This window comes from uncultured Granulicatella sp. (assembly GCF_938030755.1).
Taxonomy (GTDB): Bacteria; Bacillota; Bacilli; order Lactobacillales; family Aerococcaceae; genus Granulicatella.
This window is the reverse complement of record NZ_CALHIF010000040.1, coordinates 1-16,296: the sequence shown is the minus strand read 5'-3', so window position 1 is coordinate 16,296 and position 16,296 is coordinate 1. Positions and strand designations below refer to the sequence as shown.

Sequence of the window (16,296 nt, the reverse complement as noted above, 5' to 3'; positions counted from 1 at the left end):
AAGTTCATTTTAAGTTAGCCTCGTATACTAAAACCATCAAGAAAAGGAATTGAGGGAAACGAGATGGAAAAGAAACAACAATGGCTATTAACAACAACGTTATTTATCTCTCTTGGGTTGGCAGCATGTGGATCACAAAGCGTATTAAGCCAAGCCGAAGCACAAACACAAACCACTACTAAGACAGCTACAACTTCAAATACTCAAGATGCTACTTATTTTGAAGCATCCGACTTAACAGTAACTTACGACGAAAGTAAGGCTTCGAAAATATCACTTCAAGGAACAACGGCTACAGCTTCAGGTGAAGGGGTAACAGTGAATGGAAGCACGGTAGAAATTACAAAAGCAGGAACGTATATCGTCGAAGGGACGGCTTCAAAAGTTCAATTGAAAGTGGCAGCAGGCAAGGAAGATGAAGTACAAATTGTCTTCAAGAATGCCACTTTAAAGAACACGGAAGCTCCATTACTCGCCGACTCGGCTAAAAAAGTGATTTTAACAGTAGCCGATGGAACAAAAAATGAAGTGTCTGACGAATCAACATCAACGGTGAAAGGAGCCATCTACTCCGATAGCGATTTGACGATTAACGGGAAAGGTTCCTTAACCGTCACAGGCGCAGCAAGTAACGCGGTTAAATCAAAAGACAGCATTCGCATTGTGGATGCAACCATCACTACAACAGCCAAAAAACACGGGATTGCAGCCAATGACTTCGTGAACGTAACGGGTGCGACATTGAACTTATCAGCCGATGAAGACGGTGTTCACTCAGACAATGAGGATGATGTATTGCTAGGGAATGTATACTTAACCAATACGAATATTACCGTCAATGCTGGAGATGATGGTATCAACGCTTCGAATACACTGCTGATTGATGAAGGCGCGGCGATTGACGTTCAAAAGAGTGAAGAAGGTCTTGAGGCACGATTGATTCATCAAGTAGGCGGTACGATTACCGTAAAATCTTCTGATGATGGCTTGAATGCAAAAGACTGGACGTTAGAATCCTCTGACGAGCAAGTTCCAGGTCAACAAACGAAGAAAGTAAAATCTGAAGCCGCAAATGCGAAAAACTTAGATCAAGCCGGTGACGTGAAAATTGTGATCGATGGCGGAACATTAACCGTGGATGCTGAAGGGGACGGACTGGATGCCAACGGATTCATTGAAATTAACGGCGGAACAGTCGTCGTCAATGGTCCAACAAGCGGCGCGAATGCAGCTCTTGACTATGACGACAATGCAAAATTAAACGGTGGTACAGTACTCTTTGTTGATAATGGAGAAATGACAATGGGATTTGGTAGCGACTCTAGTCAAGCTTTCCTGATGGCAAGTGTTCAAGGAACGGCTGGGGCAACCGTTGAAGTGGTCGATTCTTCTGATAAAACAGTCGCGAGTCTAAAAGCTTCTAAGTCATTCTCAACTGTATTGATTAGTAGTCCTGAGATTAAAGAGGGCGAAAAATATACGATAAAAGTTGGTTCAAACTCAACAACAGCAACAGCTTCTAAACAAGCAGCCAATATCAGTGGAGGGCCTGGGCAAGGTGGACCTGGTGGTAGACAACCAGGCCAAGGAGGTAGACCAGGAGGCAGATAAGGTAGATGAGAATTTCTAGGAATCGTGAAAGGGGTGAGTTCACCAAAATATGAAGGTTACGAATAATGGTAAAACCAATTTTCAAAGAAGAGAGCTGGATCGACAAAATCATGAAGACGAAAGAAGTATTGAACAGGTGTATGAACAAATGAGGTAAGTCCACCAAAGAATAAAATAGAGTAAGAAAATCATGGAAAATAAACAAAGGAGGGTGCGTGTTCTGTAAAGATTTATGGATAAAAACTAACAGCACATCTGACTTAAAACGGGGTATTATCTCAGCTACCGAAAGCTTAACTGAGACAATACCCCATTCTTCATGTTATATTATCTAACATAATAGGTAAGGCTGATTTTGACAATTACTAAAAATGTTTTTTAGAATATACTTACATAAAGGAGGAAGACAGATGGGTGAAAAGGAATTACGACGTTCACTAGCCGTCTTTCCAATCGGAACAGTGATGAAACTGACCGATTTGTCTGCACGACAAATTCGATACTATGAAGAACAGCGCTTAGTCATCCCAGAACGTTCTGAGACGAACCGTCGTATGTATTCTTTGAATGATGTCGATCGCTTATTAGAAATTAAAGACTATTTAGCCGATGGATTAACCATTATGGCTATTCAGAAGATTTTTAATAAAAACAATAATCCTGTTATAGCAGAAAACATTAAAGATGCACTGACGGACGAGGATGTCCGCAGAATTTTCTACGACGAGATTATGCATATTAGCCGCTACTCTGGCGGGGAAAAATGGAACTTATAGGAGGAAGCCAATGATTACACATGAAGAGATTAGAAGACAGGTAGAAGAGAAAGATGTTCGTTACTTACGTTTAATTTTTACAGATATCCTAGGAACGATTAAAAATGTGGAAGTGCCAATTACACAATTAGATAAAGTATTGGCCAATAAAATGATGTTTGATGGTTCATCTATTGAAGGATTTGTTCGTATCGAAGAAAGTGATATGTACCTATATCCAGACCTTTCAACTTGGGTGGTATTCCCATGGAGCAGTAAACATGGTACAATTGCACGCTTAATCTGTGATGTATACAAACCAGACGGAACACCATTTGCGGGGGACCCTCGTTCAAACTTAAAACGTGTGTTAAATGAAATGAAGGAATTAGGTTTCTCAAACTTCAACTTAGGACCAGAGCCAGAGTTCTTCTTATTCAAATTGGACGAAAACGGTGAACCAACGCTTGAAGGAAACGACCAAGGAAGTTACTTCGACTTAGCTCCAATCGACCTTGGGGAAGAATGCCGTCGCGAAATCGTTCTTGAATTAGAAAAGATTGGTTTCGATATTGAAGCGAGTCACCACGAGGTAGCGCCAGGGCAACACGAAATCGACTGGAAATACTCAGATGCGGTTGCGGCTTGTGATAACATCCAAACATTCAAATTGGTCGTGAAAACAATTGCGCGTAAACATGGATTACATGCAACATTTATGCCAAAACCAGTATTTGGAATTGCGGGTAGCGGAATGCACTTCAACTTATCTTTATTTGATAAAGACGGAAATAATGCGTTCTTCGACGAAAATGGCGACCAACGTTTAAGCGACACTTGCCGTCACTTTATCGCTGGGGTAATGAAACATGCCAAAGCACTAACAGCGGTATGTAACCCTACAGTAAACTCGTACAAACGTTTAGTTCCAGGCTACGAAGCACCTGTATATATCGCATGGTCAGCTCGTAACCGTTCACCACTGATTCGTATCCCAGAATCTCGTGGAATTTCAACTCGTATTGAATTACGTAGTGTGGACCCAGCAGCAAACCCATACTTAGCGATGGCAGCCATTTTAACGGCTGGGCTTGAAGGGGTTAAGGAAAAGTTAGAAGTTCCTGCTCCAGTGGATCGTAACATCTATTCAATGACCTCTCGTGAACGCAAGGAAGCAGGCATTGATGATTTACCAGGAACATTACAAGAAGCTGTAGACTACTTAAAAGCAGACGAAACAGTAAAATCTGCGTTAGGAAGCCATATCTTAGATAACTTCATCGAAGCCAAACGTTTTGAATGGGCTGCTTACCGTAGTCAAGTAACTCAATGGGAATTAGACCAATACTTAAAACTATTCTAAAAGATTAAATCCAAAGGCGTATCTTAGCGATACGCTCTTTTTTGTGTAAAAGGCAAAATGTAACATATAAGTTACGTAACTTATATGTTACATTTCGGTTTTTGATACAGATGCCGTTACCAAACATCCATTTCCATTGATACGTAAAGTTTTGACATATTTTTCTGAAAGTGTAATACTGATAAGGAAACATGAAAAGAAAGAGAGTGCACACATGTATATAAAAGAGATGTCGAATGCGTTAGAAGAGTATCATTCTTTTATGGAAACACAGGCCAACAGAACGGTTTTTCAAACGCCTGAATGGGGCGAAGTGAAGGCAGATGGCTCATGGACAAAAGATGTATTGCTGATCATGTCAGATGTTCATGAACCGGTTGCGGCTGCGATGATTCTTTATCGTAAATTACCAGGAGTGAACAAGTATTTAGCGTACGCGCCTCGTGGGATTGTAACGGATTATGCAAATGCAGAACAATTAAAATCGGTGTTTGCGACTTTAAAAGTGTATTTAAAAGCTAAAAATGCATTTGGATTAAAAATTGACCCAGAATTACAATGGCGTGAATGGACCAACAAGTTCGAAATGGTCGAAGGTGGATTCAACAATGAAGAGTTTCGCAATAACATTTTAGCGTCTGGTTTTGTCGAACGCCCAATGGATTTAGGTTTTGATGGCATTCAACCGCGTTTAACAATGATTTTATCATTGAAAGATGAAGGGAAAGGTATCGTTGAAACGTTCAATAAGAAAGAGCGTTATAAAGTGAATGTAGCCAAAAAACAAGGGGTTGTTTGCTACAAGGGAACTCTTGAAGATATGCCAATCTATGATGAGTTGAATAAAATCACGGCTGAACGTGATCAATATGTGGCGCGTAGTATCGAGTATTTAACAACAATGTACCAACACCTTCACCCTAAAGGTATGGTGGATTTATACTTTGCGAAAGTGGACTATAATGTTCAATTAGCGTTTGCGACAAACCGCTTAGAAACAGCGCAAAAAGAGTTCGATAAGTTAACAGGACAATTGGGAACGCTCAATAATCCTAAGCGAATTGAAACTGTTCAAAAACAAATCGACTCTCTAAAAGTGAATATTGAAAAATATGAAAAAGAAATTGAACGTGTGAAAGGCGACTTAGAAGAGTATCCGGAAGGGAAAGTGGTTAGTGGAGCTTTTGTAGTGACGTACCTAGATAAAGCGTACTACTTATACGGGGCTAATATTACTGACGATGGTGGATTGAATGCGAACAAAGCACTTGTATCATGGATTATGCAAACTCTCTATGATGAAAAAGGCATTCGTTCATTCGACTTCTTTGGAGTTTCGGAAGACCAAGAACATCATGGGGGTATTAACGGGTTTAAGCAATCATTTGATCCTGAGTTAGTCGAATATATCGGTGAATTCGATATGCCGATTTCAAGGTTCTGGTTTGAAGTGTTCCATACTTGGGCACCTAAAGCAGTCAACTTAAAGAATAAATTATTAGTAAGACGTAAAAAATAGTAAAAAGGCTGGAAGAAATTTTCCGGCCTTTTTTAAAAAAATGAAAGGAGAACGGAATGCAGAAAAGTAGTAATTTAAGAAAGCTTGTTTTTATCGCATTATTAACCGCTCAAGGAATTGTCTTAGGGTTGCTGGAACAAGCCATCCCGTTTCCTTTTGCATTTGCACCAGGGGCTAAGTTGGGGTTGGCTAATATAGTGACTTTAATTAGTTTATATACTTTATCGTTTAAAGAAGTCATCTTTGTTATTGTGATGAAAACGTTGCTAACAACTGTTCTTGGAGGGACTTTTTCTACTTTTCTATATAGTGGAATGGGGGCCCTTGTTAGCTTTATCGGAATGTATCTTGTAAAACAACTCGGTGAAAAGCGGGTCAGTATGATTGGAGTGAGTGCTACTGGTGGAATTTTGCACAATGTAGGGCAGTTGATGGTAGCGAGCTGGATGGCTAAATCGTGGACGGTGCTCTTATATTTACCCGCTATGTCAATCGTTGGAATCTTTGCAGGAATAGCCATTGGGGTAGTCGCAAACTATGCGTTGGCTCATATTAAAATTCTTCAATATTTTTCTAAAAAATAGAAGGGTTCCTTCGTGAAGAAAAAGACAATCCTATGGACAAAAGCGCAATAATAGCCTATACTACTAAAGTGATAAAGCTCAAGGGGGATTTACAATGACAAAAACAAACATTGTAGTTATCGGTGCCGGGTTTGCCGGAGTAGCCGCTACAAAAACATTGTCACATAAGTTGAAAAAGAATAAAGATGTTACGATTACATTGATTGATAAACATCCTTACTTAACTTATATGACGGAATTACATGAGGTTGCTGGGGGACGTGTTGAACCAGATGCGATTCAATACGACTTACAAAAGATTTTTGCTCGTTCAAAAAATGTAAATTTAGTAACAGATACAGTTACGAACTTAGATAAAGAAAACAAAGTGGTTCGCACAAAACATGGTGAATTCTCTTATGATTATTTAGTGCTTGGAATGGGTGGGGAAGCAAATGACTTCGGCGTTCCAGGGGTTAAAGAAAATGGATTTACGCTATGGTCAATGGAAGATGCTGTTAAAATGCGTAAACATATTCTTAACTGTGTTGAAAAAGCAGCTAAAGAACATGATCCTCAAAAACGTAAAGCGTTATTGACGTTTGCCGTTTGTGGTGCTGGATTTACTGGAGTTGAACTAGTCGGCGAATTAATGGACTGGATTCCAGTGTTAGCACATGAATACAATTTAGATAAAGAAGATTTTGACTTATATATTATTGAAGCTGTTCCAACTATCCTAAACATGTTAGATGCAAGCGATGCAGATAAAGCAGAAGCCTTTATGGTAAAACGCGGCATCAAAGTAATTAAAGGAAACGGAATTTCTGAAGTGAAGCAAAATAGCATTCGCTTAGCAGACGGTACGGTTATTCCAACTTACTCACTATTCTGGACCGCAGGCGTTAAAGCTAACACTGAAGCAGAAGTGTTTGGATTCAAAACCGCTCGTGCAGGTCGTTTAGTGGTTAACGAAAATATGTTAATCGATGGAGAAACAGATATTTTTGCTGTTGGAGACTTAGCGTACTATGAAGAACCAGATAAAGAAAACCGCCCACATCCACAAATTGTGCAAGCGGCTGAACAAACTGGTAAAACAGCAGCGAAAAACATTATTGCTTCTATCAACAATACTTCAAAAGTTGCTTACAAAGGGAAATACGATGGATTCATGGTTTCTATTGGATCTCACTACGGCGTAGCATTCTTAATGGGTAAATGGCACTTAAGTGGATTTTTCGCAATGTTGATGAAACATTTAGTGAATATTAAATATTTCCTAGAGATTTTCTCTTTATACTATGCAATTCAATATGTATTCCATGAATTCTTCCATATTAAACACCGTCGTAATATCTTCCGTGGACACCTATCTCGTTACGGTAATGTATTATGGTCAGTGCCACTTCGATTATTCTACGGTGGTATGTGGACAATTGAAGGATTGAAGAAAATCTTTGGTTTGTGGGGAGCACATAGCTGGATTGATGGAACTCATTTAGCATTCCCATTTCCTTGGTTGTTAGAGCCAACTTCTGCTGCAAGTGGTGCAACTGAAGCTGTTTCTGCTGCAAGTGGTGCGACAGAAGCGGCAGCACAAACAGCTACTCAAGTCGTTTCGTTCGGTTTCAACTATTCGTATGGAGAACAACCAGCGATGGTATTAGAAAAGATGCCAGATTGGTTTGCTTCAATCATGCAAATTATGATTCCTAATGTTGAAGTTGCGCATTTAATGCAAAAAATAATGTCATTTGTAGAGTTAGCAATCGGTCTTGCTATTATGGCTGGTTTCTTAACTTGGATCGTGAACGCTGTGACAATCGGTTTAGTTGCAACATTCTGTTTATCAGGAATGTTCTACTGGGTAAATATGTGGTTTGTTCCTGCTGCGATTGCATTAATGAACGGATCAGGTCGCGCGTTTGGTTTAGACTACTACTTCATTCCTTGGTTCCAAAGAACAGCTGGAAAATGGTGGTATGGTAAATCAAAAGCAATCTATGGCTTCGATAAGCAAGGAACCCAACTTGTAAAATAGGATATGGTATAATGAGGTCGACAATTTTTGTCGGCTTCTTTTTTTAAAAGTCGATTTGAAGGAGAAAATATATGACGGCTGTACATCCAATGTGGATGAATTATCCAGAACTTCACGAAGAACTAAAACAAGTAAAAAAATTAATGAAAGATTCCATTCAAATAGAGAATAAGACTATTAAGGATGCAATTTTATCAGTCCTTGATTCTGGGGGGAAAATGGTTCGTCCTGCATATTTGATTCTATTCTCTATGTGGAATGATAATAGAAATAAAGAAGAAGTTCATGCTGTCGCGGCTGCTCTGGAGTTATTACATGTGGCAACATTATTCCATGACGATGTGATAGATGAATCTAGCGTTCGAAGAGGTCAAGAGACGATTAGCGCAAAATTTGGGAATCGAGTAGCCATTTATGCAGGGGATTATTTATTGACGGTTTGTTATCAACTATTATCTTCCTATAGCAAAGATTTAGTGAATATCCAAATTCCCACACGTGGAATGATGCAAGTGATTCAAGGGGAACTGTCTCAAATGGAAGAACGTTATCGTTTAGATGTGACGGTTCAAGACTATCTGAAGAGAATTGAAGGGAAAACAGCGCAACTTTTTATGTTAAGTTGTATGATGGGAGAACGATTTTCACTCTTGAAAGAAGAAGCCCGAGCAAGGCAAATTGGCCATGCGATAGGAATGTCTTTCCAAATTTTAGATGATATCTTAGATTATGAAATTGATGCTTATCAATTTGGGAAACCGGTATTAGAGGATGTAGCTCAAGGGGTGTATACTTTACCGCTCATTATGGCTTTGTCCAAAAAAGAGAAGGAATTGCTCCCGCTTCTAGAAAAAAAGGAGCTTATTTCTGAAGCGGAAAGAAAAAAAGTGCAACAACTGGTATTAAAATCTGGTGGAGTAGAGTCTGCTAAAGTATTAGCTAAAAAATATACGGATCGCGCTTTGCAACAAATTGAACGACTGCCAGAAAAGAATGTAAAATCGATGTTGTATGATATCACAAGCCGGTTATTGCAACGAGAATATTAATAACTATTCATTCACAAGAAAGGTGTTTTCGTTTCAGAAAACACCTTTTTCACTTTATTCTTTCAAGTGAAAAGAAGAACAAAATTCCAGAGAAAACTAGACTTTTGCCCGTGATATGCTATAATAAATGTTACGAAATATAAAATATAGAGAAGGATGGTAAAAACCATGACTATCAAAAAATCTTTATCTGCAACAGCAGTATTATTATCATCTGTGTTTGTTTTAGCAGCATGTGGCGGAAACAGCAAAACAGATTCAAGCAAAACAACAACACAATCTGCTACAACACAAACTGCAACAACACAAGCAGCTCAACAATCAAATGCAGCTTTAAAAGATGGTACTTATAAATTAGTATCAGCAGCTGACAAACGTGGTTGGCATGTTGAATTTACGATTACTGTTGAAGGTGGAAAAATCACTAAATCTGATTATGACAACTTAAACGATAAAGGTGAACGTAAATCAGCAGATGCTGCATACGAAAAATCAATGAAAGATAAACTGGGTACTGGACCAGCTGAATACTTTAAAGCGTACAATGAAGGTCTTGTTTCTAAACAAAATCCTAAAGATGTTGAAGTAGTAGCAGGAGCAACAAACGCACATACTTCATTTGTGGAATATGCAAACAAATTAATTGAAGCTGCTAAAAAAGGCGACACTACTGAAATTAAAGTAGAAGCACCAAAAAACTAATGGATTACAAGTGAAGACTCTGAACTCCTGTACTTTTCGTGCAGGAGTTTTTAGTTTATTGATTGGAAATCTTTTGAGGATTTACTGGCGTAAAGTTTAGTTTTTATGAAAAATGCGATACAATACATAGGATGAATAAGAAGGAGAGCGTTATGAGAAAAAAGTGGATGACATGGGGGCTAATGGCAGTGATGGGGACAGCTGTCTTAGCTGCTTGCCAGAATCAATCGAATAATGAAGCCGACACAGTTTCGGGGGCATCAATTAAAACTCCAAGAGAAATCATTAAATCTCCGGTGAAAAAGACAGATTTCTTACTAGGAACAGCTGTTTCATTGTCCGTCTATCATCCTAATTCAGAGGCTTTAATCGAGAGTGCTTTGGAGATGATTAAAGATTTAGAAAAGAGAATTACCGTGAACGCTTCTGGCTCTGAAGTGGATGAAGTAAATATCGCTGCCGGTGAAAAGCCTGTAAAGGTCAGTTCAGATGTTTATGAGCTCATTAAATTAGGATTGGAATATAGTGCGGAATTTAATGGGGCGTTTGATATTACTGTGGGACCATTAACGGCGCTTTGGCATATCGGATTTGATGATGCAAAAAAACCTACCCAAGAAGAAATTGATGCAGTCCTTCCTCTTGTCGATTATAAGGAAGTAGAGCTAAATGATGCTGAACAAACGGTGTTCTTGAAGAAAAAAGGAATGAAGTTGGATTTAGGCGGGATTGCAAAAGGATACATTGCCGATAAGGTTTGGGATTATTTTGCTAAAGAAGGTGTAACGACGGCCGTTATCGATTTAGGTGGAAATATTGTTGTTATGGGAGGTTCCCCTGCAAGAAATGGTGTTGCTTGGAATGTAGGAATTCAAGATCCGGTAGAATCTCGTGGGACAACTTTAGGGACGATTTTAGAAAAAGATAAAACGATTGTCACTTCAGGAATCTATGAACGATACTTAAAAGTGGACAATCAAGTTTATCATCATATTCTAAATCCAAAAACAGGTTATCCTTATGAGAATAATATTGAAGGCGTATCGGTGATTGTAAATCGTTCGACTAAAGGAGACGCTTTATCGACTTCGATGTTCTCTATAGGTGTCAAAGAGGGTCTGAAATATGCAAATAGCCATAAAGATGTGGATGTCATTTTTGTTACGAAGGATAAAAAGGTCTACGTATCCGATTCGATTAAAGAAACTTTCAAATTAACAAACTCATCGCTTGAGTTGAAGGAGTCTATAGAATGATGTCAAAAAAAGAGTTTGTTGAATTAGTAGAATTGCGAACGAAGCTGGCTAGCGTTTTTCCATTTTTAACTGCTCTATGCTATTCCTTTATATTATTCAAAGAAATTAACGTTCTTAATATGTGCCTCTTCTTTGTAGGAATGTTGTCATTTGATATGGCGACGACCGTTATGAATAATTTGATGGACTATGTGAAAGCAAAAAATTCTGATTACCGTGATCATCATAATGTGATTGGAACAAGTAGTATAACGGTGAAAAAAGCGTGGGAAGTATTTGGAATTCTGTTTACAGTAGCAGCAGTTTTTGGAGTCGTTCTTGTAGCGCGCACGAACATCCTTCTCTTAATGGTCGGGGCACTATGTTTCTTTATCGGTGTATTCTATACATTTGGACCAATCCCGATTTCTCGAATGCCTCTTGGTGAAGTGTTATCAGGTTTCACGATGGGATTTGGGATTTTTTGGATAACTGTATTTTTAAATGTACCAGAAGGGACTATTTTTGCAGGCGTGCAGTTAGACGGAAGTATTTTAACGATGCAACTGGATATTGTTGCTCAATTAAAGGTGCTTTTATTATCATTGCCACTTGTTTGTACGATTGCCAATATCATGTTAAGCAATAACATCTGTGATTTAGAAACGGATATTACAAACCATCGTTATACATTGGTTTACTATATCGGAAAGAAAAAAGCATTAGTGGTCTATCAAGTGCTTTACGGCGTTGCGCTTGGGGCGATATTACTAGCAGTATTATTAGGGATTGCGCCATGGATTCTACTTGGGGTTCTTGTAGTAGGGATTCCTATTTATAAACATATTCAGCAGTTCAAAGCTGTTCAAGATAAGAAAACAACATTTGCTTTAGCTATTAAAAATATGGTAATGATTCATTCTTTACAAATTATTCTACTACTTTTGGCGATATTTCTAGGCTACTAGTGTTGACTTGACAAAATTTCGCTGTTTCCTTATGATTAAATAGATATGGATTTATAGAAAGTAGTGAAAGAATGGCACAGAAAAAAGCAGCTTTAGCTTGTAGCGTATGTGGATCAAGAAATTATACAATTACACTTGGTCAAAATCGTCGAGTTGAGCGTTTAGAAATCAAAAAATTCTGCAAATATTGTAATAAACAAACACTACATCGTGAAACAAAATAAAGAGGGAAGGGAGACCCAGCATGCGTTTTTTATCAAATGTTTTTAAAGAGATGAAAAAAGTAACATGGCCAACAGGTAAAGAAGTAAACAAATATACTATTACAGTAATCATTACAGTAGTAGTAGCATTAGGCTTTTTTGCTGTAGTGGACTATGGGATTCATCAACTCATTACATTCCTTTTAAAATAATAGTACTTTATAGTGATTAGTGATATACTAAAAGCAGTTGAAAAAACCTTCATCTTGAAGGTTTTTTTGTATGGAAAAATGTGGTCGATTCTTTAAGGAGGAGTATTAATGGAAAAAGAATGGTATGTATTACACACTTATTCAGGATATGAAAACAAAGTAAAATCAAATCTTTTATCACGTATCCAAAGCATGGGGATGGAAGAAAATATTTTTCGTGTCATCGTTCCTGAAGAAGAGGAAGTTGAAGTAAAAGATGGTAAAACAAAAACAACAGTGGAAAAAACTTTCCCTGGTTATGTATTAGTTGAAATGGTGATGTCTGACCAAGCTTGGTACGTAGTTCGTAACACTCCTGGAGTAACAGGTTTCGTTGGTTCGCACGGTGCGGGGTCAAAACCTTCTCCATTATTACCAGAAGAAGTAGAAGCAATCTTAGGACGTATCGGTGAAAAAGTACATGCTCCAGTTGATTTACATGTATCTGTTGGAGACTACGTAATTATCACTGAAGGTGCCTTCAACGGTATGAGCGGTAAAGTAGTAGAACTTGACCATGAAAAACAAAAAATTAAAGTAGCGATTGAAATGTTCGGTCGTGAAACCATTGCAGACTTAGAGTTCCACCAAGTGAAAGAAGATGACTCTTATTAACATGTATCCTACAATGTTAGAACGTTTTATTCGATATGCGAAAATCAATACGCGTAGTGACTTGAAATCAGCTAGCATCCCTACGACAAAGAGTCAATGGGAATTTTTAGAAATGCTTCGTGATGAATTAGTGGGATATGGCTTTACAAAAGTAGAACTCGATCCAGAGGATAGCTACTTAGTGGCGCTACTCCCAAGTAACTTAACAGAAGAAAGTGCGGCTCCAGCGATTGGGTTTATTGCCCACGTCGACACCGCGGATTTCAACGCTGAAAATATCAATCCACAAATTCACGAGAATTATAATGGTAAAGACGTGGTTCTAAACGCTGAGAAAAAATTGGTGATGACGGTTAGCGAGTTTCCAAACCTAAAAAATTATATCGGTGAAACATTAATTACCACAGACGGAACAACACTGCTGGGAGCCGATGATAAGGCGGGGCTCGTTTCGGTATTAGAAGCGTGCTTGTACTTAATGGCGCATCCAGAGATTCCGCATGGAGATATTTGGTTAGCGTTTGGGCCTGACGAAGAAATCGGGAAGGGCGCGCACCGTTTCAAAGCGGAAAGAATGCCTGCAAAATTTGCCTACACTTTAGATAGTGGAGTAGTAGGGAAGTTAGAATATGAAACGTTTAATGCAGCGCGTGCAGTGGTGACGATTCACGGGACTAGTGTTCACCCCGGGCAAGCCAAAGATGTCATGGTGAATGCTTTGGCGGAAGCGGCAAAACTATTTACACGCATGCCAGTAGATGAAGTTCCGGAATGTACAAGTGGGTACGAAGGGTACTTTATGCTATCGAAACAATCGGGCGACATCGGTAAGGTTGAATTGGAATATATTATCCGTGATCACTCGATGGAGAAATTCGAAGAGAGAAAAGCGCAGTTCCAAGCAATCGTCGATGCACAAAATGCAACATATGATGTACCTCGTATCGAATGCACGATTTACGATGAGTACTATAATATGTATGAAATCCTAAAAGACGATATGACTTCAGTTGAAGTCGCACTTGAGGCTTATAAAGAATGTGGCATCACGCCAGACATTCAACCATTCCGTGGAGGAACAGATGGATGTATTATTACCTATAAAGGAATCCCAACTCCGAATTTGTTTACTGGAGCTGAGAACCTTCATGGACAATACGAATTCGTAACCCTCGAAAGTATGCAAAAAGCTAGCGACGTTGTGTTAAAGATTATTGAATTAGTACAAAATAAAAAGGTCGGGTAATTACTCGGCCTTATTTTTATGGAGCTTGATTATCATGGATGCAAGATAAAAAAGACAAGAAATAGATAGTCATATGTTATAATGCGGTACAAATACTTAGAATATTGGTAAGGAAAGCTATTCAAAAGTAGGTTTAAAATGATTTTGAACAACAGAATAGGGAGATGTTTAGGATGAAAAAAGTAATGATTATTATTAATCCAACTTCTGGTGGAGAAAAAGCTTTAGATTATAAAGAGAAAATCGAAAATAAAGCGAAAGAATATTTTGATGTTGTTGAAACTAGAATAACCGAGAAAGCAAAAGACGCAACTATTTTTGCTGAAGAAGCTGTTAAAGAAAAAGCTGAAGCTGTAGTAGTGTTTGGCGGTGACGGCACCGTTAATGAAGTGGTTTCAGGAATAGCTGAAAAAGAATATATTCCTAAGCTAGGAATTATCCCAGGTGGGACAGGTAATTTAATTACAAAATTACTAGAAATCAGTCAAGTTATTGATCAAGCAATAGAAGAACTAGATTTCGACAATACTAACGCTATTGATATTGGGAAAGCAAACAACCAATACTTTGGATATATTTTTAGTGTAGGATCCCTGCCAGAAGCCATTCACAATGTTGAGATTGAAGATAAGACAAAATATGGTGTTTTAGCCTATGCAATTAATACGATGAAATCAGTGATAAAAGATGAAGTATTTACAATTCATGTTGAAACTGAGAATGGAACCTATCATGGTGAAGCTAGTCAAGTCCTTGTTCTATTGTCCAACTATTATGCAGACAAGAAAATGTTTGATGAAAACAAAGATGGCTATGCGAATATATTGATTCTTAAAGATGCTTCTATCTTCTCAAAATTATCACTCATTCCTAATTTGCTGAAAGGCGATGTGGTTGAAAATGAGCATATTGAATATATTAAAGCAAAAGATATAAAAATTTCATCGGATTCCAAACTAGAGTCTGACGTTGATGGCGATCAATCAGACGATCTTCCGGTTCAGATTAAAATTTTGAAAAATCACGTTTCAGTTTACTCAACTCCAAAAGAGTAGAGTGAATACTCGAACAAAAATAAATAATAAAAAGCGTTCAAAAAGATTTATTCAAACACTTCTTGAACGCTTTTTTTAGTAGATGCCGAAAACAGGGGTCGAACCTGCGACCTACGCGTTACGAGTGCGTTGCTCTGCCAACTGAGCTATTTCGGCTGATGTACTTTATATTATACGAGCCACCAAAAAGAAAGTAAAGACTTTATCGAATAATCCACGAAAAAGGAATTGAAATTTTTCATAAAAAAATAAATCATTTCGTTTGCAAACAGTCTTTGGTTATGATAAATTAATATCACTGTTGAGCGAACGTTCGCTTATAAAACAGTTTCAAAAAACTCTGAAAAAGTTAAATAAAAACTGTTGACAGTAAAAATGTCCTATGATAGGATATAGGAGTTGTTGTAAAACAACGATTGACCTTTGAAAACTGAACAAAGAAGACGAACCAAATGTGTAGGGACTTCATTATTTATAATGAAGAAACAACAATTTCTTATCTCTTAAAGAGATACAATAAGTCAGTAATTAAAATGAGCTTTTCAAAGCTTATGAAAATCCAAATTTTTCATGAGAGTTTGATCCTGGCTCAGGACGAACGCTGGCGGCGTGCCTAATACATGCAAGTCGAACGAGAGCGACCGGTGCTTGCACTGGTCAATCTAGTGGCGAACGGGTGAGTAACACGTGGGTAACCTGCCCATCAGAGGGGGATAACATTCGGAAACGGATGCTAAAACCGCATAGGTCCTTTAACCGCATGGTTGAAGGAGGAAAAGAGGCGCAAGCTTCTGCTGATGGATGGACCCGCGGTGCATTAGCTAGTTGGTGAGGTAACGGCTCACCAAGGCCGTGATGCATAGCCGACCTGAGAGGGTGATCGGCCACATTGGGACTGAGACACGGCCCAAACTCCTACGGGAGGCAGCAGTAGGGAATCTTCCGCAATGGACGCAAGTCTGACGGAGCAACGCCGCGTGAGTGAAGAAGGTTTTCGGATCGTAAAACTCTGTTGTTAGAGAAGAACAAGTGCTAGAGTAACTGTTAGCGCCTTGACGGTATCTAACCAGAAAGCCACGGCTAACTACGTGCCAGCAGCCGCGGTAATACGTAGGTG

The 16,296-nt window shown here is 38.6% G+C and carries 15 protein-coding genes, 1 tRNA gene and 1 rRNA gene; 16 read left to right on the top strand and 1 reads right to left on the bottom strand.

Annotation, left to right across the window (positions count from 1 at the left end):
* Window positions 1-63 precede the first annotated feature (63 nt).
* The 15 genes from Q0594_RS04160 to Q0594_RS04090 all read left to right on the top strand — a co-directional run bounded on the left by Q0594_RS04160 (window position 64) and on the right by Q0594_RS04090 (window position 15,179).
* Window positions 64-1,611: a carbohydrate-binding domain-containing protein gene (locus tag Q0594_RS04160; RefSeq protein WP_298729893.1), complete on the top strand. Its 1,548-nt coding sequence runs from the start codon at window positions 64-66 to the stop codon at window positions 1,609-1,611.
* 410 nt (window positions 1,612-2,021) lie between these two features.
* Window positions 2,022-2,387: a MerR family transcriptional regulator gene (locus Q0594_RS04155; RefSeq protein ID WP_298729891.1), complete on the top strand. Its 366-nt coding sequence runs from the start codon at window positions 2,022-2,024 to the stop codon at window positions 2,385-2,387.
* Between the two features lie 10 nt (window positions 2,388-2,397).
* Window positions 2,398-3,729: a type I glutamate--ammonia ligase gene (gene glnA, locus Q0594_RS04150; RefSeq protein WP_298729888.1), complete on the top strand. Its 1,332-nt coding sequence runs from the start codon at window positions 2,398-2,400 to the stop codon at window positions 3,727-3,729.
* Window positions 3,730-3,943: 214 nt separating this feature from the next.
* A complete protein-coding gene (locus tag Q0594_RS04145; RefSeq protein WP_298729886.1) occupies window positions 3,944-5,248 on the top strand; it encodes a peptidoglycan bridge formation glycyltransferase FemA/FemB family protein in 1,305 nt (434 codons plus the stop codon).
* 56 nt (window positions 5,249-5,304) lie between these two features.
* Window positions 5,305-5,832, top strand: coding sequence for a Gx transporter family protein (locus Q0594_RS04140; RefSeq protein WP_298729884.1), 528 nt, complete (start codon window positions 5,305-5,307; stop codon window positions 5,830-5,832).
* 94 nt (window positions 5,833-5,926) lie between these two features.
* Entirely contained in the window at window positions 5,927-7,855 is a 1,929-nt protein-coding gene (locus tag Q0594_RS04135; RefSeq protein ID WP_298729882.1) for an NAD(P)/FAD-dependent oxidoreductase, read from the top strand.
* A gap of 71 nt (window positions 7,856-7,926) precedes the next feature.
* Window positions 7,927-8,904 carry a polyprenyl synthetase family protein gene (locus Q0594_RS04130; protein WP_298729880.1) on the top strand — a complete coding sequence of 326 codons (978 nt, stop codon included), beginning with the start codon at window positions 7,927-7,929 and terminating at the stop codon, window positions 8,902-8,904.
* A gap of 168 nt (window positions 8,905-9,072) precedes the next feature.
* Window positions 9,073-9,606: an FMN-binding protein gene (locus Q0594_RS04125; RefSeq protein WP_298729879.1), complete on the top strand. Its 534-nt coding sequence runs from the start codon at window positions 9,073-9,075 to the stop codon at window positions 9,604-9,606.
* Window positions 9,607-9,758: 152 nt separating this feature from the next.
* A complete protein-coding gene (locus tag Q0594_RS04120) occupies window positions 9,759-10,862 on the top strand; it encodes an FAD:protein FMN transferase (protein WP_298729877.1) in 1,104 nt (367 codons plus the stop codon).
* Window positions 10,859-11,809 carry a 1,4-dihydroxy-2-naphthoate polyprenyltransferase gene (locus Q0594_RS04115; protein WP_298729875.1) on the top strand — a complete coding sequence of 317 codons (951 nt, stop codon included), beginning with the start codon at window positions 10,859-10,861 and terminating at the stop codon, window positions 11,807-11,809. Before Q0594_RS04120 ends, Q0594_RS04115 begins: the two co-directional genes overlap by 4 nt.
* A gap of 71 nt (window positions 11,810-11,880) precedes the next feature.
* Window positions 11,881-12,033: a 50S ribosomal protein L33 gene (rpmG, locus tag Q0594_RS04110; RefSeq protein WP_005606057.1), complete on the top strand. Its 153-nt coding sequence runs from the start codon at window positions 11,881-11,883 to the stop codon at window positions 12,031-12,033.
* A gap of 20 nt (window positions 12,034-12,053) precedes the next feature.
* Window positions 12,054-12,224 carry a preprotein translocase subunit SecE gene (secE, locus tag Q0594_RS04105; protein WP_005606054.1) on the top strand — a complete coding sequence of 57 codons (171 nt, stop codon included), beginning with the start codon at window positions 12,054-12,056 and terminating at the stop codon, window positions 12,222-12,224.
* Between the two features lie 108 nt (window positions 12,225-12,332).
* A complete protein-coding gene (nusG, locus tag Q0594_RS04100) occupies window positions 12,333-12,878 on the top strand; it encodes a transcription termination/antitermination protein NusG (RefSeq protein ID WP_298729873.1) in 546 nt (181 codons plus the stop codon).
* Complete coding sequence (gene pepT / locus Q0594_RS04095; RefSeq protein WP_298729869.1) at window positions 12,865-14,124, top strand: peptidase T; 1,260 nt, start codon at window positions 12,865-12,867, stop codon at window positions 14,122-14,124. The genes nusG and pepT overlap by 14 nt, the downstream gene beginning before the upstream one ends.
* A 173-nt stretch (window positions 14,125-14,297) precedes the next feature.
* Entirely contained in the window at window positions 14,298-15,179 is an 882-nt protein-coding gene (locus Q0594_RS04090) for a diacylglycerol kinase family protein (protein ID WP_298729867.1), read from the top strand.
* A gap of 83 nt (window positions 15,180-15,262) precedes the next feature.
* Here Q0594_RS04090 and Q0594_RS04085 read toward each other — a convergent pair.
* A tRNA-Thr gene (locus Q0594_RS04085) sits at window positions 15,263-15,335 on the bottom strand.
* Between the two features lie 410 nt (window positions 15,336-15,745).
* Here Q0594_RS04085 and Q0594_RS04080 point away from each other — a divergent pair.
* Window positions 15,746-16,296 (top strand): 16S ribosomal RNA (locus Q0594_RS04080); the annotation flags it as partial.